The sequence below is a fragment of the Streptomyces sp. NPDC049040 genome (genome assembly GCF_043197715.1).
In the GTDB taxonomy this organism is placed as follows: domain Bacteria; phylum Actinomycetota; class Actinomycetes; order Streptomycetales; family Streptomycetaceae; genus Actinacidiphila.
Map to the genome: position 1 here is coordinate 313,700 of NZ_JBICTO010000003.1, position 18,980 is coordinate 332,679.

The window sequence follows — 18,980 nt, forward strand, 5'->3', positions numbered from 1 at the left end:
CCACCACCGGCGGGAGACCCGGCACGGACCGAACACCCCCACCCGGCCGGCAACAACCCGCACCCCCCAAGAGCGCACCCCAAAGGGACGCGAGGAACGGCGCGAACAACCCACCACCGGCGGGAGATCCGGCACGGACCGAACGCCCCCACCCGGCCGGTGACGACCCGCACCCCCCAAGAGGGCACCCTCCAAACGGGCGGCACCCCAAAGGGGCGCGAGGAACGGCGCGAACAACCCACCACCGGCCCGGTGGTCCGGCACGGACCGAACACCCCCACCCGGCCGGTGACGACCCGCACCCCGCACGGGGGTGCCCCCAAGGCGCCGCACCCCGCGGGAGGGCCACCTCCAAGCGGGCCGGCTAGGCCACGAAGAGCCCGGTGGACTCGGCGTCAGGGGCGGCGCCGGAGCGGACCAGGTCCGCGGCGGCGGCGAGCCGGGTCGCCGCCTCGACCGCCGTCGTGCCGCTGACGGTGAAGGGGATGCGGACGTAGGACTCGAAGGCGCCGTCGACGCCGAAGCGCGGGCCCGAGGGGACGCGCACGCCGAGGCGTTCGCCGGCCACGGCGACCCGGGAGCCGGAGACGTCCCCGGTGCGCACCCACATGGTCATGCCGCCGCGCGGCACGGTGAACTCCCACCCGGGAGTGTGCTCGCGCAGCGCCGCCGCGAGGTCGTCCCGGCACTCGCGGGCCCGCTGCCGCCGGGTGGCGAGGGCCTGGTCCCAGCCGCCGCCCCGCAGCAGCCAGGCGACGGCGAGCTGGTCGACGACCGGCGAGCCGAGGTCGAGGTAGGCGCGGGCCGACACCAGCCGCCGGACCACGTCGGGGGTGGACCTGACCCAGCCGATGCGCAGCCCGGCCCAGACCGCCTTGCTGGCGGAGCCCACCGTCATCACGGTTCCGCCGCGGTCGAACGCGGCCATCGGACGTACGCCCGACTCTCCACCGTCGAGGGTGAGTTCGGCCATCGTCTCGTCGGCCACGACGACCGTGCCGGCCGCCCGTGCGGCCTCCACGAGTTCGCGCCGCTGCTCGTCGCCGATGAGCGTCCCTGTCGGGTTGTGGTAGTCCGGCATCACGTACGCCATCCGCGGCGCCGCGTCCCGCAGCACCCGCCGCCACGCGCCCATGTCCCAGCCGCCGAGGCCTTCGCGCAGCGCGACCGGCACGAGCCGCGCCCCGGTCTCGCGGAAGAGTTCCAGCACGTTGGCGTAGCTGGGCGACTCCACGGCGACGCGCTCGCCGAAGCCGGCCACCCGCCGGGCCGCGGCCCCGATCGCGCCCATCGCACCGGTGGTCACCATGATCTGCTCGGGCATGGTCGGCACGCCCTGCGCGGTGTAGCGGTCGGCGATGGCTTCGCGCAGCACCGGCAGGCCCGCGGGGAAGTCGCCGTGCGTGGCGGCGTACGCGGGCAGTTCGGCGAGCGCGCCCTCCATGGCCCGGGTCAGCCACGGCTCGGGCGCGGGCAGGGCGGCGCAGCCGAGGTCGATGACGGATCCGGCGGCGTCCGGCGGCAGCGGTTCGAGGCTGCGGGTGGGCAGCACATGGCCCTCGGGGATCGCGGTCCAGCTGCCGGCGCCACGCCTGGACCTGGCGAAGCCCTCGGCCCGCAGGGCCTCGTAGGCGGCGGCGACGGTGGTCCTGCTCACCCCGAGGGCGAGCGCCAGCTCCCGCTCGGCCGGCAGCCTGGCCGCGACCTGGACCCGGCCTTCGAGCACCAGCAGCCGCACCCCGTCCGCGAGTCCGCGGTAGGCGGGGAGCTTCCGCCCGCCGGTGCGTGGCGCCGGTCCTGGCTCCAGCAGCCGGGCGAGATGTGCCGCACTCACCGACGCAGTCCACTGCGACATGGAATTCAGTCCACCTTCCGCGGATTGGCCATGGATTCTTTTCCTTTTCAGGCCACAGAGTGGCATGCGCGCTCGCACGACCACCAGGGGGGTTCCGTTGTCACCGTTTCGCCTGCTTCCGTCCCGTCCACCTGCCTTCCGGCGTGGCCCGCTGCCGGTGGACCGTCTCGTGATGCTCTACGCCGGCCTGGTCCTGTACGGCGTGACCGACGCCCTGGTGATCCGCGCCGACCTCGGACTTGACCCGTGGGATGTCTTCCACCAGGGCCTGTCCCGGCACACCGGGATCAGCATCGGCAACGTCTCCATTCTCGTCGGTGCGGTGGTGCTGCTGCTGTGGTGGCCGATCCGGCAGCGGCCGGGCCTCGGCACGGTGTCCAACGTGGTCCTCGTCGGCGCCTCGATCGACGCGACGTGCGCGGTGGTCCCGCACGTCGAGGCGCTGAGCGCCCGCATACCGCTGCTGCTCGCCGGTGTGCTGTTCAACGGGGTGGCGACCGGCCTGTACATCGCCGCCCGCTTCGGCCCGGGTCCACGGGACGGCCTGATGACGGGGCTGCACCGCAGGACAGGCCGCTCGCTGCGCCTGATCCGCACCGGCATCGAACTGACCGTGCTCGCCGCCGGTTTCGTGCTCGGCGGCGGGGTGGGCGTCGGCACCGTGCTGTACGCGCTGGCGATCGGCCCGCTCGCGCAGTTCTTCCTCCGGGTTTTCGGCGGCTCGGCGGCGGGTACGCCACCCACCGTCGCCGTACCGGCTGCGCCCGACCCGCGAGAACGCGCGGTGGCGGACTCGATTTAGCCTGGGGCGACGCGGACCGGTAGTGTACGCGGTTGGCCCTGTAGCTTGACCGTTACTGCACGCAAAAGATATGACAACACCGGGTGACATCTCCCCTCAGATGTGACAAACCGGGCGCCGGTGGGTACAAACAGGGGCGACACGACGGGCGACGCATATCCCTCTTCGGGAATCTTCACCGCCGACCGGACGTTGACCGGATGACGACGACAGCGACACCTGTCCTGTGGGCGACCAAGCCCGGGAGGCACGATTCATGAGTGAGCGAGCTCTCCGCGGCACGCGACTCGGGGCCACCAGCTACGAGACCGACCGCGGTATCGATCTGGCCCCTCGCCAGACCGTTGAGTACGCATGCCGGAACGGACATCGTTTTGAGATGCCGTTTTCGGTCGAGGCCGAGATTCCGCCGGAGTGGGAGTGCCGCGCCTGCGGCCAGACCGCACTCCTGGTGGACGGAGAGGGCCCGGAGGAGAAGACCACCAAGCCCGCGCGCACGCACTGGGACATGCTCATGGAGCGCCGCACGCTGGAGGAGCTGGAGGAGGTGCTGGCCGAACGGCTGGCCGTCCTGCGCTCCGGGGCGATGAACATCGCGGTGCATCCGCGGGACAACCGCAAGACCGCCTGACGCCGACCCCCGGGGTGACATCCGGGGCCGGCTCGACTCTCCCGCCCGGCGCGGAACGCAGCGTTGCGTTTTCCGCCGGGCGGCTTTGTCGTGTCCGGGCGCGTCCTGTCCGCCTGTCCTGTGCGGCCTGATCATGTCCGGCCAAGCCCTGTCCGGCTCATCGACCCGATCCTGCCCGGGCCCCCGCGCCCTGCCGCTCCCCCTCCCCGGCGGGCGCCCCCGAGGAGGCACCCGCCAGGCACGGGTCAGTCCTGCCCGCGGTGCTCCCGGTCGACGACCTCACCCTGGATGACCTTGCCGTCGGGGCGGTGGATGCGGTTCTGCTCGTCGGCCTGCTGGGCCTGCTGGAGGAGGTCGCCGAGCGAGCCGGGGTCGGCTGCGCCGGCGTGGCGGCTCAGGGAGCGCGCCGCGGCCCGCTCCGCGAGGGCTCCGATCAGCTTGCGCGTCGGGGGGAAGAGCAGCAGCAGGCCGGCCGCGTCCGAGATGAAGCCCGGGATGATCAGCAGCACCCCGCCCAGCATGTGCAGGCCGGTACGCCCGCCGCCGGCCGGGCGCACCTCGGCACCCTGCTCGCCGCCCGGCTGCTGCTGCTGCATCGCCGCGGTCAGATTGCGCCAGGCGCTTCGCCCTGCCCGCTTCACCGCCACCGCGCCCAGCACGAAGCCCGCGAGGATGCAGAGCAGCACCACCAGGCCGCTGGTGGCGGACGCCACCACCACGAGCAGCCAGATCTCCAGCACCGCCCATGCCGCGATCACCAGCGGCACCACGGTGCGGGCACGGGAGCGCCGCCGCGGCTGCGCGGGGCGCGGGCGGACGGGGGGCGGTGTGCTCGTCGTCATAGCTCAAGTGTGCCAAAGAGCAGGTAAAGGCCGGGTGGGCAGGGGGCCCGCGGTGGACGGGACGAGGCCGTACCGACACGATGTGCCACGTGACGCACAACGCACCGGACCCCGACCACCGGCCGACGCCGGCCTGGCGGCGGGTCACCCGGGGGGAACCGCGCTGGGCCTCGACAGCGGCGGTGGTGGCCGTGGTGGTGATCCAGCTGGCGCTGCCGTCCCGGCTCGCCGCGCATCCGCGCTGGCTGATGCCGGCCGTGGAGCTGGCACTGCTGGTGGCGCTGATCGCGGGCAATCCGCACCGGATCGAGCGCAGCTCGCGCGCCTACCGGGCCCTGGGCCTGGGGCTCGCCCTGGTGATCGGCGGTGCCAACGCCTATTCGGCGGTACGCCTGGTGACCGGCCTGATCCGCGGCACCGAGACCGCCGCCGCCGGCACCCTGCTGCTGACCGGCGGGGCGATCTGGCTGACGAACATCGTGATCTTCGCCCTGCTGTACTGGGAGCTGGACCGGGGCGGCCCGGCCGCCCGCGCCCAGGGCGAGCGGGACATGCCGGACTTCCTCTTCGTCCAGATGCAGTCGCCCGATCTGGCTCCGCCGCACTGGGAGCCGGCGTTCTTCGACTACTTCTACCTGTCCTTCACCAACTCCACCGCCTTCAGCCCCACCGACGTGATGCCGATGACGCGCTGGGCGAAGGCGCTGATGCTGGCGCAGTCCGCGGTGTCCCTGCTGACCGTGGTGCTGGTGGTGGCCCGTGCGGTGAACATCCTCGGCTGAGGCCTGCCGGCGGGGTCGCCATGAGCCGACGGAGACCCGGCGGGCCCGGAGACCGGGCCGCGCCCCGGCCCGCCGGTCAGGAGGAGGACGGGCGGGCTGCCTCCGCGACGATGCCGGCGTCGTCGGCCTCGCCGTCGGCCTGCGGGCCGACCCGGGGCGTGGCCTCCGGCTGGTCCTCGCTGTCCTTGCGCTCCTCGACGGCCGCCGGCTTTCCGCCGCCGATCCGGCCCGCGCGTGAGCTGAGGCCCCACACGGTGACCCGCATGAAGGCCTCGGCGACGATGTTGCGGCTCATCTTGCTGTCGCCGCGTTCCCGCTCCACGAAGGTGATGGGCACCTCCACCACGTGGAAGCCGGCCTTGACCGCGCGCCAGGCGAGGTCGACCTGGAAGCAGTAGCCGGCCGAGGCGACGTCGTCCATCCCGAGGCCCAGCAGGGTCTCCTTGCGGAAGGCGCGGTAGCCGCCGGTGACGTCGCGGATGGTGACGCCGAGCATCAGCCGGGAGTACGTGCTGCCGCCGCGGGAGATGAACTCGCGGCTCTTGGGCCAGTTCACCACCCGGCCGCCGGGGATCCAGCGGGAGCCGAGCACCAGGTCGGCGCCCTTGAGGGCGGTCAGCAGCCGCGGCAGCTCCTCGGGCTGGTGCGACCCGTCGGCGTCCATCTCGACCAGGACGTCGAAGCCGTTGTCGATGCCCCAGCGGAAGCCGGCCAGGTAGGCGGCGCCGAGTCCTTCCTTGCCCTCGCGGTGCAGGACGTGCACCGACGGGTCGTCCTCGCGCAGCTCGTCGGCGAGCCGGCCGGTCCCGTCAGGACTGTTGTCGTCGGCGACCAGGATGTCGGCCTCGGGCACCGCGGCCCTCACCCGCCGCACGATGGGCACGATGTTCTCGGCCTCGTTGTACGTCGGGATGATGACCAGGACCTTGCCGAGCGGCCCGAAGTTCCGCTGCTCGCCGTCGTTCACTGCTGTTCTTGTCCTTTCGTCGTGCGGGTGCGGTCCCGCCTGCCGAGTGCGATGGCGGCCGCACAGGACAGAAGCCCCACCATAGCGAGGGTCCACTCGGGTGCCGCACCGACGCGATCGGCGAGCGTTGTGCCGTCGCGCAGCGGGATGTCGGCGTTGAGCACCTGCTGGGTGAATTCCTTGCTGCGCTGCTCGATCTTGCCATCAGGGCCGACGATCGCGCTGATCCCGCTGGTCGCGGCCGTGACGACGGCCCGCCCGTGCTCGATGGCCCGCAGCCTGGACATGGCGAGCTGCTGCTCGGGCTGCCCCGTCCTGCCGTAGGTGGCGTTGTTGGTCTGCACGACGATGGCCCGAGCCCCGGCGTTGACCGTGTCGCGCACGATGCCGTCGTAGGCGACCTCGAAGCAGATCACGTCGCCGAGCCTGGCGGGACCGATGTCGAGCACGCCGGTGGTCTTGCCGGGGTAGAAGTCGCGGGGGATCTCGTCGAGCCGGCTGATGACCTTGGTCAGTTCCTTGCGGAAGGGCACGTACTCGCCGAACGGCACCGGGTGCTGCTTGGTGTAGTGCGCGCCGGGCCCGTCGACCGGGTCCCACACGATGCCCTCGTTCTGCACGTGGTCGGCGTCGGGGCCGTCCACGAGCACGCCGACCAGCACGGGCACGCCGACCGCCTGCACGGCCTGGGTGATCTTGTCGTAGGCGGCCGGGTTGGAGAACGGGTCGAGGTCGGAGGAGTTCTCCGGCCACAGCACCAGGTCCGGCTTGGGCACCCGGCCCGCCTTGATGTCGGCGGCGAGCTTGAGCGTGGCCTTGACGTGGTTGTCCAGGATCATCATCGGCCGGCCGAGGAAGTGCAGCCCCGGCTGCTGGACGTTGCCCTGCACCACGGCGATGCGTACGTGGTCGTCGGCGCCGGTCGGCACGGGTACGAACAGGCCGGCCAGCAGTACGGCCGCGGACAGCACCAGCGCGCCGGCGGCGGGCAGCACCGCGCGCGGGGTCCAGGTGTGCGCGCGGCGGAGGCGTACCGCCGTGACCGCGGCGGCGGCCAGCAGGGTGCCGCTGAGCGCCACCGCGAAGGTCACCAGCGGTGCGCCGCCGAGCGCGGCCAGCGGGGTGTAGGGGGAGCCGGTGTTGGCGAAGGCGAGCCGGCCCCACGGGAAGCCGCCGAACGGCAGCCGGTCCCTGGCCAGCTCCTCGGTCACCCACAGGCAGGCGCCCCACAGCGGCGCGCCGGGCAGCCGCGCGCTCAGCACCAGGCAGGCGCCCAGCGCGGCAAGGAACGCCGCCTCGATCGCGGCCAGGCCCACGACGGCGTCCCAGCCGACGGTGTGCAGCCACTGGAGCAGCCAGATGAAGAAGGGCCACCCGAAGGCGAAGCCGAGCCAGGCGCCCTGGCGCACGGTCCTGCCGCGGGTCAGCAGCGACAGCGCGGCGACCGCGACCAGCGACAGCGGCCACAGGTCGTAGGGCGGGAAGGCGGCGGCCAGTGCCAGGCCGCTCACGGCGGCGACCGCGCTGGCGGGCGCGGACCTGCGGACCAGGGCGGCGAACCGCTTCCGCCGCGGGGCGCGCGCCGGCGGGGCCGCGGCCGGGCCGCGGTCCGGCTCGTCCAGCGGCCGGTCGGGCTCCGTCCGCGGTACACCGGGGTCCGCCGGGGGCGCCGCGGGCGCGGCTTCGGGGCGCAGGCGCACGGTGGCGGCCTTCCTGCAGGTGGAGGGGTGGTGAAGGCGACCGTACCTCGTGATGGCGCGAGGGTGAGCCGCGGGTGTGCAAAGCTTCCCATCCCGCCGGGCTCCGCCAGGAATCCGGCGTCTTCGCCCCGCGCGCGGGTGATCCTGCGGAACGGGCCCGGACGCCCTTCGGGCCGACCTGGGACCTGCTGGCTGCGGGTCGTACCAAAGCCGTTGTCTACTGGGCGTCCGGGCCCTTCCCGGGTCACACCTGCCGATCGGGCGGCGCTCACCCTCCGTACCCTCCCGGGCGGAGAGGCCCACTGGCGAGCCGCGTTCTGCGTCGTGCGCGCTGGACCTGGCTGCCAGTGGCGGCGTGCACGTGCGGCGCGACACCCCATGGCCCAGCGGCGGTCGACGCAACCGCGGAGGACCCCCGGTTCGACATCCTGTGGTGGACTTCGCCGAACCTACTCGCCTCCGACCGGCAACTGTCAACAGCCCTTTGACCTGCGAACTTTCACCAAATCAGCAGGTCAGTGCGGACCGCGTGCGGAGCATGCGACACGCCGCGGCGCCCCGAGGGCGCACCGTTCGGCCCCATCGGCAGCCGCCGCCGGTCACCCGTTCGGCCGAACGTGGACCGTGCGGCCGCCGACGACCGTGCGCAGCGCGGTCGGCAGCTCGCGGCCCGGCGTCAGATCGGGCAGGCCAGGGGTGCCGGAGCGGGGGTCGGTCGACCAGTTCGCGACCCGCTCGTCGGGTGCCTGGACCACCAGGTCGCCGACCCGCCAGACCGCGTAGTCGGCCGGCGCTCCCGGTACCAGCACGCCCGCGTCGTCCCTGCCGACCGCCCGCCAGCCGCCGCGGGTGTGCCCGGTGAAGGCTGCGCGGGCCGAGATCCGGTGCTCCGGTGTGCGGTGGAAGGTGGCGGCCCGTACCGCGCCCCACGGGTCGAGCGGGGTGACCGGGCTGTCGGAGCCGAGCGCGAGCGGCACACCGGCTCGGGTCAGCGCGGCGTACGGGTTGAGCGCCGCGGCCCGCTCGGCGCCGAGCCTTTCCGCGTACATCCCGTCGGTTCCGCCCCAGGCCGCGTCGAAGGCGGGCTGCACGGACGCGACGAGGCCGAACTCGGCGAAGGCGGCGATGGCGGCGCCGCTGAGCAGTTCCGCGTGCTCGACCCGGTGCCGCAGGGCCCGTACCCGGTCGAGGCCGGCCGCCTCGGCCGCTGCCCGCACCCCGGCGACGACGGCGTCCACGGCCGCGTCCCCGATGGCGTGGAAACCGGCCTGTACGCCCGCCTGCGTGCACAGCAGCAAGTGGCGGGCAATGGTCTCGCCGTCGAGGTAGGAGACGCCCGTGGCGGCGGCGTCGTCGGCGTAGGGGGCGTGCAGGCAGGCGGTGTGCGAACCGAGCGAGCCGTCCACGAACAGGTCGCCGCCCGCGCCGACCGCACCGAGGTCGCGGATGCGGTCCAGGTCGGCAGGTGTCCGCACCGGCTCCGCCCAGTAGCCGAGCACCCGCGGGCCGTCGCCCGCCGCGGCCAGCGCCAGCAGGCCCGTCAGGTCGTCCTGCGAGGAGATGTCTGGCCCGGCGCACTCGTGCAGCGCTCCGATGCCCTGGGCCGCCGCGTGCCGCAGCGCCGCGCGCTGTGCGGCCTCCCGCTGCGCGGGGGTCACGGCGGCGTACGCGGCCTTGCGTACGGCGTGGTGCGCGTCGCGGGTCAGCGGTGCGCTCGGGTGGTGGCCCGGCAGGCCGGCGAGGCCGGGTACGAGGGCCGCGAGGCCGCTGGTGACGGCGGCGGAGTGCACGTCGGTGCGGGACAGGTAGAGCGGGCGGCCGCCGGTCGCCCGGTCCAGCTCCTCGCGGGTGGGCGGGCGGCGCTCGGGCCAGCGGGTCTCGTCCCAGCCGTGCCCGAGCAGGACGCGGTCCGCGGGGTGGGCGGCGGCGTGCGCGGCGGTCCTGGCCAGCGCCTCGGGCAGGGACGCGGCGGTGGTCAGGTCGAGGCCGGTCAGCGCCAGGCCGGTGGCGGTGGTGTGCACGTGGGCGTCGGTGAACGCCGGGGTGACCAGGGCGCCGTCCAGCTGGACGACCTCGTCCACGCCGTCGGCGAAGGAGTCGGCGGCGGCCTCCTCACCGACCCAGGCGACGGTGCCGCCGTCCACGACGATCGCTGTCGCGAAGGGGTCGGCGGGGGTGTGGACGAAGCCCCCGCGCAGCATCACGGTGGTGCTGGTGGGGGCGCCCTTCGCGGAGGGCCTTGCCGTTGCGGAACTGGGGTGCATACCCCCAAGTCTCCCCCGCCCCGCCCGGCCCGCAGGGCCCACCCCCCGGGACCGCCGGGTGCGTCCGGCCGCGTGGAACCCGCGGGCCTGGCCGGTCCCGGGCTCCGGCGGCGGTGTGGGCACGCTGGCGGGGGCGCGCGGCGGTGCAGCGGTGAGCGCCCGCGGGGGGCGTTCAGAGGCGGGGCGGCCGGGACTCGTACGGGGTCGACAGGACGACCGTGGTGCGGGTGGAGACACCGGCGAGCGAACGGACCCTGGCGAGGAGGTGTTCGAGCTCGCTCGGGGTGGAGACGCGGACCTTCAGGATGTAGTTCTCGTCGCCCGCCACCGAGTGGCACGCCTCGATCTCGGGCACGTCGGCGAGCCGCTCGGGGATGTCGTCGGGCGCGCTGGGGTCGAAGGGCTTGACCGAGATGAACGCGGTCAGCGAGAGCCCGACCGCCTCGGTGTCGACGATCGCGGCGTAACCGCGGATGACGCCGCGCTGTTCGAGCCTGCGCACCCGCTGGTGCACCGCGGAGGTGGAAAGGCCCGTGGCCTTGCCCAGGTCCGTGTAGCTCATGCGCCCGTCGGCCATGAGCAGTTCCACGATCTGACGATCCAGCTCCTCCACAGCCGACGACCTTACCGGCCCGCCGGTGGTTTCGGTCATGCGTGGAGCATCCGGTCGAGGAAGCCGTTGGAGAAGGTGCGGGCCGGGTCGGTGGCGGACGCCAGGGCGAGGAAGTCCGGCATGCGGGGGTAGCGGGCGCGGACCTCGGCGGGGGCGGTGGTGAAGAGCTTGCCCCAGTGCGGGCGGGGGTCGTAGGGGGCCAGCGCCTGCTCGATGGCGCCCAGCACCGGCAGGACGCGGGCGGTGTCCTTGATCCAGGTGAAGTGCAGGCACACGGTGTCGCGGCCGTAGGCGGGGCTGAGCCAGAGCCGGTCGGCGGCGACCGTGCGGACCTCGCAGATCTGGAGGACCGGCGCGATGGTGTCGCGCATGGCGTCCAGGGCGGTCAGCGCGGCGGCGGCGTGGGCGCGGGGCACCAGGTATTCGGACTGCAGCTCATCGCCGCTGCTGGGCGTGAAGCCGGGGCGGAAGTGCGGCAGCCGCTCGTGCCAGGGGCCCGGCACATCGAACTGCTCGGTGCAGTGCACGGGGTCGACGCCGGGCACCGGGTGCATCTTGGTGTCGGCGGGCTTGGCCCACGGGAAGTCGGCGCCGGGGGCGTCGGCGAGCTGCTTGAGCCATACCTGGGTGAAGCGCGGGCCGCGCCAGTCGGTGAAGAGGCTGACGCTGTACGCGGCGGCGGTGATCGCGTCGAAGTTCGCGGTGGCGTCGGCGAGTTCGAGACCGGTGAACACCCGCTGGCGGATGTCGAAGGCGGGGCGCAGGTCCAAGGTGAGGTGGGTGACGACGCCGAGTGCGCCCAGGGCGACGACGGCGCCGTCGAAGGCGCCCCCGTCCGCGGCGCGGCTCATGGTGTGGATGCCGCCGTCGGCGGTGACCAGGTCGAAGCCGGAGACGGAGGTGGCCAGGCCGCCGTTGGCGTCGCCCGAGCCGTGGGTGCCGGTGGCGACGGAGCCGCCGACCGAGATGTGCGGCAGGGACGCCATGTTGGGCAGTGCGAATCCGCGGGAGTGCAGATGTGCCGCGAGTTCCGCGTAGCGCACGCCGGCGGCGACCCGCACGGTGCGCGCGGCGGAGTCGACGTCGATCTCGGGCGGCAGCGCGGACACGTCGACGAGGGTGCCGTCGGTGTCGGCGATGTCGCTGAACGAGTGGGCGCTGCCGACCGCCTTGACCCGGCGGCCGGCGGCCACCAGGGCCCGCAGTTCGGCGACGGTGGCAGGACGGCGTACTTCGGCCGCGGAGAAGGTCAGGTTGCCCGCCCAGTTGTTTTGCATCTCGCCACGCTTCCGCTCCCGGCGCGACCTGTCCTGGCCTCGCCCGTTGGCACCTTATCCGGCTGCGCGGCAAGGCGCCGCGCGGGGGCGCAGGGGGGTGCGCAGGCGCACGGCGGGGGCGCATGAACCAGCCATAACGAGCAGTGTGACGAAGGCCACACCGGGTGGACCGCTCCGTCCGCTATGGCGTGGTTACCCGCGTAGCGTGGCGGGAAGTGCTCGCTATGGCCGCAGGCGTGACGCCCGGCCGACCCGATGAAGGGCATTCCACCCGAGGGGGACGCAGCATGCGAAATCACGTGCGCCACAGCCGCAGCGAGCGGATCAGGCCCGCGTTCGAGGAGGGTCACGAACGCGACGCCGCGTTCGCCTTCCCGGCCGTGGAATCGGCTGACTCCGGCCTGCCGGACGACCTCATGGACGGCGAGGACATGGACGCCGACGAGGCGTTCGAGGAGGACTTCGGCGACGTCGTCCGGCTGTCGTGCCCGGACTGCGGGCGCCCCATCGCGGTCTTCACCGACGAGGAGCGGCTGCCGCAGCACGCGCTGTGCCCCACGCCGTGGAATCCGTTCGGGCTGACCGTGTGCGGCGGCTCCGGCCGCGCGGTGGCCGACGCCCGTCCGGCCGACGGCGGCGCGGGCGCGAGCGCGCAGCAGGACCTCGCGGCGCTGCTGACGCTGCCCGTCGGCCTCGACTGGCGTACCCAGCCGTTCTCGCACGTCGGCGGCCCCGAGTCGCGCCCCATCCACATGCCCGAGCAGCGGCTCGCGGCCTGACGGCCGCCCCGCGGACACACGGCGGCGGCCACGCCGGGGCGCTGCCGGATCGCCGGACGGCGGCCCGGCAGCAGGACGACCGGTGCCCGCCGCGCCCCGGCCCCGCGCGCTGCTCGCCGCGGAGCGCGGGACGGCTCTCGGTGCGCCCGGCCGGCGCGCACGACGCCGGCCCGGCACACCCCGCGTCACCGCGGAACCGCTGGTCAGCTCCTGGTCTCAGGGCCCGCCAGGTGGCGGGCCACCACCATCCGCTGGATCTGGTTGGTGCCTTCCACGATCTGCAGCACCTTCGCCTCCCGCATGTAGCGCTCGACCGGGAAGTCCGCGGTGTAGCCGTACCCGCCGAGCAGCTGGACGGCGTCCGTGGTCACCTGCATCGCGGTGTCGGTGCAGAAGAGCTTCGCCATGGCGGCCCGCGCGGAGAAGGGCTGCCCCGCGTCGCGCAGCCGTGCCGCCGCCAGGTAGAGCGCCCGGCCCGCCTCGATCCTGGTGGCCATGTCGGCGAGCATGAAGCGCACGCCCTGGAAGTCGGCGACCGGCCGGTCGAACTGCCGGCGCTCCATGACGTAGCCGAGCGCGGTGTCCAGGGCGGCCTGCGCCACGCCGGTGGCGCACGCGGCGATACCGAGCCGCCCCGAGTCCAGGGCGCTCAGCGCGATGGCGAAGCCCTGGCCGGGTTCGCCGATCCTGCGGGTGTCGGGGACCCGGACCGCGTCGAAGTGGACCTGCGCCGTGGGCGAGCCCTTCAGGCCCATCTTCCGCTCGGGCGGCGCCGCCGACAGTCCCGATGCGTCGCCCGGTACGAGATACGCCGAGATGCCGTGCGCGCCCTCGCCGCCGCTGCGGGCCAGCACGGTGTAGAAGTCGGCGACGCCGCCGTGGGTGATCCAGGACTTGGTCCCGTCGATCGTCCAGCCGTCGCCGTCGCGTACCGCCCGGGTCCGCAGGGCCGCCGCGTCGGAGCCCGAGGTCGGCTCTGACAGGCAGTAGGCGCCCAGCATGGCGCCGCCGAGCATGCCGGGCAGGTGCTCGGCGCGCTGCTCCTTGCTGCCGTAACGGGCCAGGGCGTGGCAGGCCAGGGTGTGGACACTGACTCCGAGGCCGACGGTCAGCCGGGCGGCCGCGAGCTCCTCCAGCACCTGGAGGTACACCTCGTACGGCTGGCCTCCGCCGCCGTACTCCTCCGGGTAGGGCAGGCCGAGCAGCCCGGCCTCACCGATCAGGGCGAAGGTCTCACGCGGAAAACGCCCTGCCTCCTCCTGCGCTGCCGCGGCGGGGGCGATCTCCCGCTGGGCCAGGTCCCGGGTGAGCGCGAGCAGGTCGCGCGCCTCCTCTGTGGGCAGTTCGCGGGACACCGGCTGCGGTCCGTAACTCTGCATGGCGGCGGACTCCTCCCTTACGGGGGCGACGGCGGCATACCGCGCGGGTGGGCGGTGCCGTCCGATGGGCATATCCGGTCACAAAGCTCCCGTACCGGATCACGGCACGGGCTGATCAACGCGACCGGCGGGTTGGAGTATGCCCGATAGGACGACACGCCGTCACCGACGCCTGGCCCGGGCGAGCGTGGCGGAGGAGCGCTTCCCGGGGTGGCGGGCCCTCCCCGCGCGGCCCCCGGTCCGCACGGGCGCGCCGCCGTCCGCCGGGCGCCGCCGACATCCGCCCGGTCGGGGCGGTCGGGAAGGCCGGCAGGGGGCCGGTGTCCCGCGGCCGGCCGTCAGGTGCCGGTGAGCCGCAGCCCCGCCCACAGCGCGACGGTGGAGGCCACCAGCGTCGGCGGCACGGTGAGCAGTCCGAGCCGGGTGAAGGTGCGCAGCGAGGCGTCGGTGCCGTGGTCCTGGAGCACCCGCCGCCACAGCAGCGTCGCGAGCGACCCGGCGTAGCTCAGGTTGGGGCCGAGGTTGACGCCGATCAGCACCGCGAGCACGGGGCCCGCGCCGCCGGTCTCGGCGAGCGGGAGCAGTGCCAGGACGGCGGGCAGGTTGTTGATCACGTTGGCCAGGAGGGCGGCGAAGGCGGCCGTGGCCAGCAGCGCGGGCAGTCCGCTGCCGGACGGCAGGATGTGGTCGGCGGCGTCGGACAGGCCGTTGCGCACCACCGCCTCGACGACCACGCCGAGCGCGAGGACGAACAGGCAGAACAGCGGGCCTGCCGCGGCCACCAGGCTTCCCGCGGTGGCCCTGCGGCGGTGCAGGGCCCGCACCCCGAGCACCAGCGCGCCGGCCAGCGCCGCCCAGGCGGGGTTGACGCCGGCCAGCGAGGTGACCGCGAAGCCGGCGAGCGTCAGGCCGAGCACCACCAGGGTGAGCACCGGCACCGCGGGCGGTTCACCGCGCTCCGGCGGGTGTTCCGCGACCTTGAGGTCGGCGGCGAAGAAGCGGCGGAAGATCACGTACTCGATGCCGATGGCCAGCAGCCACGGCACGGCCATCAGCAGCGCGAAGCGGGTGAAGGTCACCCCGGCGGCGGTGAAGGCCAGCAGGTTGGTCAGGTTGGAGACCGGCAGCAGCAGCGAGGCGGAGTTGGCCAGATGGGCGCAGGCGTAGACGTGCGGACGGGGCCGGGCACCGGCCCTGGCGGCGGTCGCGATGACCACCGGGGTGAGCAGCACGACGGTGGCGTCCAGGCTGAGCACCGCGGTCACCACGGCGGCCACGGCGAAGACCCCGGCGAGCAGCCGCTGCGGTTCGCCGTGGCAGGCCTGGGCGATGGCGTCGCCCGCGGCGGTGAAAAGGCCGTCGTCGGCGCACAGTTCGGCCAGCACCAGTACCGCGGCCAGGAAGCCGACGACGGGTGCCAGCTCCTTGATCTGGCCCCAGGCGGCCGACGGCGGGACCGCGCCGACCGCGGTGAGCAGCGCCGCGGCGGGTACCGCGGCCGCCGCCTCCGGCCAGCCGTGCGGCCGCAGCACGGCGAAGCCGAGCACGACGAGCAGCGCGGCCACGGACAGCGTCTCTGCGGCTGCGGTACTCAGTGGAACTCCCCGGTCCGGATGCGGTGTACCCGGGGATTCCATCACAGCGGCCCGCACCGTCCGCGCAGCGCCGCCGACGCGCGACCCGCCGTGCGCGCCGCCGGGGGCGGCGCGCCGCGGGCGGTCAGCTCGCGTCCGCCAGCGTCAGCATGTGCAGCTGGTCGGCCGGGCCGGCCTTGCCGTAGTACCAGCCCTGCGCGGTGTCGCAGCCCAGCGCGCGCAGGTGCTCGGCCTGGGCCCGGGTCTCGACGCCCTCGACGGTCACGGTGAGGTCGAGGGTGTGGGCGAGCGAGACGATGCCCTCGACGATCTTGAGCTCCACCGGGTCGGCCGGCTGCTGCCGCATGCCGCGGGTGAAGGACCGGTCGAGCTTGAGCACGCTGACCGGCAGCCAGCGCAGCGACGACAGGTTGGAGTAGCCGGTGCCGAAGTCGTCGAGCGCGATGGCCACCCCGAGGTCGGCGAGCCGGCGCAGCGGCTTGAGGGCGCACTCGTGGGCGCCGATCAGGGCGCTCTCGGTGACCTCCAGGCACAGCGCGCTGGGTTCGAGGCCGGTCTCGTCCAGGACCGCTGCGACCTCGGCCACCAGGTCGGGGTGGCCGAGCTGCACCGGCGAGAGGTTGACGTTGATCCGCGGCGCGGGACCCGCGATGTGCCCGTCCTGCCAGTCGCGGGCCTGCTGCGCGGCCTGCTCCAGCACCCAGCGGCCGAGCGGCACGATCTGCCCGGTGCTCTCGGCGAGCGGGATGAACTGGTCGGGGCCGAGCACCCCGTGCACCGGGTGGCACCAGCGGACCAGTGCCTCGGCTCCCAGCACGGCGCCGTCCTCCAGGCCGATCAGCGGCTGGTACTCGACGAAGAACTCGCCGTGCCGCAGGGCGCTGGGCAGCTGGTTGGTGAGCCCGTGGCGGGTGATGGCGCGGGCGTCGGCGTCGGGGTCGGCGACCTCGTAGCGGTTGCCGCCGCGCTCCTTGGCGCGGTACATGGTGATGTCGGCGCTGCGCAGCACGTCGGCGGGTCCGCGGGCGCCGACCTTGCCGTGCACGATGCCGATGCTGCCGTGCACGGGGAGCTGGCGGTCGTCGAGCAGCACCGGGGTGGACAGCGTCTTCAGGATGCGGCCGGCCAGGTCGGTGACCGAGCGCAGGCTCGGCGGGTCGGCGTAGAGGGCGACGAACTCGTCGCCGCCGATCCTGGCGACCAGCTGGTCGGGCGAGGTCACGCAGCCGCGCAGCCGCTCGGCGACGGCGACCAGCAGCCGGTCGCCGACGGCGTGGCCCAGGCTGTCGTTGACGGCCTTGAAGCCGTCCAGGTCGAGGTAGCAGACGCCGATCCTGCGGTCCTCGGCGGAGCCCGCCAGCGCCTGGTCGAGGCGCTCGAAGAACAGCGCCCTGTTGGGCAGTCCGGTGAGCGCGTCGTGGGTGGCCTGGTGCCGCAGCCGCTCCAGCAGCCGGCGGCGCTCGGTGACGTCCTCCAGCAGGGCGAGCTGGTAGCGCGGCCGGCCTGCCGCGTCGCGCAGCAGCGAGACCTGGACGTTGGCCCACAGCACGGAGCCGTCGGCGCGGGGGTAGGCCTTCTCGATCTCGTAGTGGTCGCGTTCGCCGCGCACCAGCCGGCGGTTGAGGTCCTCGGTGCCGGAGGCGTTGTCGGGGTGCACCCAGTCGCCGGTCCTGCGGTGCCTGATGTACGCCTCGCTGCCGAACATCCGGGTGAGCGCGGCGTTGACCTCCAGCACGTTGCCTTCGAGGTCGGCGATGCCGATGCCGATGGCGGCGGTCTCGAAGACCGCGCGGAAGCGGGCCTCGCTCTCCGCCAGGGCGCCCTCCGCCTCGGACTTGGCGGTGAGCGCGGCGCGGGAGATCGACTCCTGCTCGTGCAGGGTGCGCTCGCGCAGCGCGTGCGAGAAGCCGACGGCGACCGCGTGCTGGAGCCGCGAGCAGCGCACCCGGCACTCCTCTGCGGGCAGGTCGAGCCCGGGGCCGCAGTAGAGCACCAGGTAGGCGTCGATGACGCCGAGGATGCTGGGCAGCGCCTCGGGGTCGGTGCAGTGCGCGTCGACCAGGCCCGCACCGACCGGGGCGGCGTCGCGCGGGTCGAAGCGCTCGGCGTGCAGCGTGTCCTTCAGGGTCCGCGCCAGCGGGAGCAGGTGCTGCTCGAACTCCGCCCGGGTCATCGAGGTGGCGGTCACCGGGTAGATCGCCCGGCTCCAGATCGCGGCGAACCGCGCCAGGTTGTCCCGGTCCGTCGGCGGTCCGTACACCGTCGCGCCCGCGGCCCGCGGCCCGTGTCCTGCGACGGCCGGTCGCGCGGTCACGCCTTCAGCCCCACACCGGCGAGCAAGGCGAGCAGTGCGGGGTCCTCGTCCTCGGCGGGCGGGGTGTCCGGGCGCCAGTCCTGCACCGGGACGACGCCGGGCTCGAGCAGGTCGAAGCCGGTGAAGAAGCGTTCCACCTCAGCGGTGTCCCGCAGCACCACCGGGGTGCTGGTGCGCTGGTAGACGTCCTGCACCCGGCGCTGGTCGGCGTCGAAGGCCTGCTGCGGGGCGCCGTGGGTGACCACCAGGATGCTGCCGGGCGCGAGCGCGTCGCGCAGGGTGGCGACGACCTCGTAGGGGTTGTCCGCCTCGGACAGGAAGTGCAGGACGGCGACGAGCAGCAGGGTGACCGGCCGGTCGAGGTCCAGCATCCGGCTGGTCTCGGCGTGTTCAAGGACCGAGCGCGGGTCGCGCAGGTCGGCGGCGGCGATCGTGGCGTGTTCGTTTCCGTCCAGCACCGCCTTGCTGTGGGCGACGGCCACCGGGTCGTTGTCGACGTAGACGACGTTCGCGTCCGGGTTCAGCGCGTGGACGACCTCGTGCACGTTTCCGAAGGTGGGGATGCCGGAGCCGATGTCGAGGAACTGGTCGATGCCCTGACCCATCGCGTGCCGGACCGCGCGGCGCATCACCGCCCGGTTGGCCTGCCCGACCCGCGGTATCGCGGGGATGGCCTTGAGCGCGTTTCTGGCCGCTTCCCTGTCGACCTCGAAGTTGTGGGAGCCGCCGAGGAAGTAGTCGTAGACCCGCGAGACGCTGGGCACGGTGATGTCGATGCCGGGGGGTGCCCAGGAAGGACGGTCGGTCACGGTGTGAGTCTCCAGGTCGTGGGGCCGGGTCGACGCGTCCGGAGTCAACTCTCGCGGACGGTGGGCCGCTTACTCTGCGAGGCTACTGATCACCTGTACCGAGCGAAACAAGCAACCGGAGATGAGAGGTCCGTTTTCGGACAACAACCACCGGCATGTGCAGCTGCGAATTCGCGCCACGGCGATTTTGCGCACACATGACCGAACGGGGCGGCACACGGCGGTGGGGGGGGGGGGGGGGGGGGGGGGGGGGGGGGGCGGGGGGGGGGGCGGGGGGGGGGGGGGGGGGGGGGGGGGGGGGGGGGGGGCCGGCCGGGGCCGCGGCGGGGGCGGTGCGGTCGGCGGCGGTGCGGTCAGCGGCGGGGGCCGCG

The 18,980-nt window shown here is 74.0% G+C and carries 15 protein-coding genes; 4 read left to right on the forward strand and 11 right to left on the reverse strand.

Annotated elements, in window-relative coordinates; all coding sequences use genetic code 11:
- Positions 1–364 precede the first annotated feature (364 nt).
- On the reverse strand, positions 365–1,855 hold the full coding sequence (locus tag ACGFMP_RS10575; protein ID WP_393671675.1) for a PLP-dependent aminotransferase family protein: 1,491 nt from the start codon (positions 1,853–1,855) through the stop codon (positions 365–367).
- A gap of 172 nt (positions 1,856–2,027) precedes the next feature.
- Here ACGFMP_RS10575 and ACGFMP_RS10580 point away from each other — a divergent pair, with 172 nt between their 5' ends.
- Positions 2,028–2,657: a YitT family protein gene (locus ACGFMP_RS10580; protein ID WP_393671676.1), complete on the forward strand. Its 630-nt coding sequence runs from the start codon at positions 2,028–2,030 to the stop codon at positions 2,655–2,657.
- Between the two features lie 256 nt (positions 2,658–2,913).
- Positions 2,914–3,288 carry an RNA polymerase-binding protein RbpA gene (locus ACGFMP_RS10585; RefSeq protein ID WP_031517570.1) on the forward strand — a complete coding sequence of 125 codons (375 nt, stop codon included), beginning with the start codon at positions 2,914–2,916 and terminating at the stop codon, positions 3,286–3,288.
- A gap of 245 nt (positions 3,289–3,533) precedes the next feature.
- On the opposite strand, the gene fxsA is transcribed toward ACGFMP_RS10585, so the two are convergent.
- Positions 3,534–4,130 (reverse strand): FxsA family membrane protein, encoded by a 597-nt coding sequence (gene fxsA / locus ACGFMP_RS10590; protein ID WP_393671677.1) that lies wholly within the window; start codon positions 4,128–4,130, stop codon positions 3,534–3,536.
- Positions 4,131–4,219: 89 nt separating this feature from the next.
- Between fxsA and ACGFMP_RS10595 the strand changes: the two genes are divergently transcribed.
- A complete protein-coding gene (locus ACGFMP_RS10595; protein WP_393671679.1) occupies positions 4,220–4,912 on the forward strand; it encodes a hypothetical protein in 693 nt (230 codons plus the stop codon).
- A gap of 76 nt (positions 4,913–4,988) precedes the next feature.
- On the opposite strand, the gene ACGFMP_RS10600 is transcribed toward ACGFMP_RS10595, so the two are convergent.
- The 5 genes from ACGFMP_RS10600 to ACGFMP_RS10620 all read right to left on the reverse strand — a co-directional run bounded on the left by ACGFMP_RS10600 (position 4,989) and on the right by ACGFMP_RS10620 (position 11,733).
- Entirely contained in the window at positions 4,989–5,879 is an 891-nt protein-coding gene (locus ACGFMP_RS10600) for a polyprenol monophosphomannose synthase (protein ID WP_393671681.1), read from the reverse strand.
- Positions 5,876–7,579 (reverse strand): apolipoprotein N-acyltransferase, encoded by a 1,704-nt coding sequence (gene lnt / locus ACGFMP_RS10605; RefSeq protein ID WP_393671683.1) that lies wholly within the window; start codon positions 7,577–7,579, stop codon positions 5,876–5,878. The genes ACGFMP_RS10600 and lnt overlap by 4 nt, the downstream gene beginning before the upstream one ends.
- A gap of 599 nt (positions 7,580–8,178) precedes the next feature.
- Positions 8,179–9,843, reverse strand: a complete 1,665-nt coding sequence (locus ACGFMP_RS10610; RefSeq protein WP_393671684.1) for an amidohydrolase — start codon at positions 9,841–9,843, stop codon at positions 8,179–8,181.
- Positions 9,844–10,015: 172 nt separating this feature from the next.
- Entirely contained in the window at positions 10,016–10,456 is a 441-nt protein-coding gene (locus tag ACGFMP_RS10615) for an Lrp/AsnC family transcriptional regulator (protein ID WP_393672138.1), read from the reverse strand.
- 35 nt (positions 10,457–10,491) lie between these two features.
- Entirely contained in the window at positions 10,492–11,733 is a 1,242-nt protein-coding gene (locus ACGFMP_RS10620; RefSeq protein WP_393671685.1) for an FAD-binding protein, read from the reverse strand.
- 287 nt (positions 11,734–12,020) lie between these two features.
- Here ACGFMP_RS10620 and ACGFMP_RS10625 point away from each other — a divergent pair, with 287 nt between their 5' ends.
- On the forward strand, positions 12,021–12,512 hold the full coding sequence (locus ACGFMP_RS10625) for a hypothetical protein (RefSeq protein ID WP_393671686.1): 492 nt from the start codon (positions 12,021–12,023) through the stop codon (positions 12,510–12,512).
- Between the two features lie 203 nt (positions 12,513–12,715).
- Here the strand turns inward: ACGFMP_RS10625 and ACGFMP_RS10630 are convergent, their stop codons facing one another.
- The 4 genes from ACGFMP_RS10630 to ACGFMP_RS10645 all read right to left on the reverse strand — a co-directional run bounded on the left by ACGFMP_RS10630 (position 12,716) and on the right by ACGFMP_RS10645 (position 18,609).
- The gene (locus tag ACGFMP_RS10630) at positions 12,716–13,891 is read right to left on the reverse strand and encodes an acyl-CoA dehydrogenase family protein (protein WP_393671687.1); all 1,176 of its coding nucleotides are present in this window, start codon (positions 13,889–13,891) and stop codon (positions 12,716–12,718) included.
- 338 nt (positions 13,892–14,229) lie between these two features.
- Positions 14,230–15,528 carry an SLC13 family permease gene (locus ACGFMP_RS10635; protein WP_393671689.1) on the reverse strand — a complete coding sequence of 433 codons (1,299 nt, stop codon included), beginning with the start codon at positions 15,526–15,528 and terminating at the stop codon, positions 14,230–14,232.
- A gap of 82 nt (positions 15,529–15,610) precedes the next feature.
- Positions 15,611–17,800, reverse strand: a complete 2,190-nt coding sequence (locus tag ACGFMP_RS10640; RefSeq protein WP_393671690.1) for a putative bifunctional diguanylate cyclase/phosphodiesterase — start codon at positions 17,798–17,800, stop codon at positions 15,611–15,613.
- On the reverse strand, positions 17,797–18,609 hold the full coding sequence (locus ACGFMP_RS10645) for an SAM-dependent methyltransferase (RefSeq protein WP_393671692.1): 813 nt from the start codon (positions 18,607–18,609) through the stop codon (positions 17,797–17,799). Before ACGFMP_RS10645 ends, ACGFMP_RS10640 begins: the two co-directional genes overlap by 4 nt.
- Between the last annotated feature and the right edge of the window lie 371 nt (positions 18,610–18,980).

Excerpts from the sequence above, each read along its gene's own strand:
- ACGFMP_RS10585 (WP_031517570.1), top strand. The coding sequence starts at position 2,914 with ATGAGTGAGCGAGCTCTCCGCGGCACGCGACTCGGGGCCACCAGCTAC.
- ACGFMP_RS10620 (WP_393671685.1), bottom strand. The coding sequence starts at position 11,733 with ATGCAAAACAACTGGGCGGGCAACCTGACCTTCTCCGCGGCCGAAGTA.
- ACGFMP_RS10635 (WP_393671689.1), bottom strand. The coding sequence starts at position 15,528 with ATGGAATCCCCGGGTACACCGCATCCGGACCGGGGAGTTCCACTGAGT.
- ACGFMP_RS10625 (WP_393671686.1), top strand. The coding sequence starts at position 12,021 with ATGCGAAATCACGTGCGCCACAGCCGCAGCGAGCGGATCAGGCCCGCG.
- fxsA (WP_393671677.1), bottom strand. The coding sequence starts at position 4,130 with ATGACGACGAGCACACCGCCCCCCGTCCGCCCGCGCCCCGCGCAGCCG.
- ACGFMP_RS10580 (WP_393671676.1), top strand. The coding sequence starts at position 2,028 with ATGCTCTACGCCGGCCTGGTCCTGTACGGCGTGACCGACGCCCTGGTG.
- ACGFMP_RS10630 (WP_393671687.1), bottom strand. The coding sequence starts at position 13,891 with ATGCAGAGTTACGGACCGCAGCCGGTGTCCCGCGAACTGCCCACAGAG.
- ACGFMP_RS10610 (WP_393671684.1), bottom strand. The coding sequence starts at position 9,843 with ATGCACCCCAGTTCCGCAACGGCAAGGCCCTCCGCGAAGGGCGCCCCC.
- ACGFMP_RS10575 (WP_393671675.1), bottom strand. The coding sequence starts at position 1,855 with ATGTCGCAGTGGACTGCGTCGGTGAGTGCGGCACATCTCGCCCGGCTG.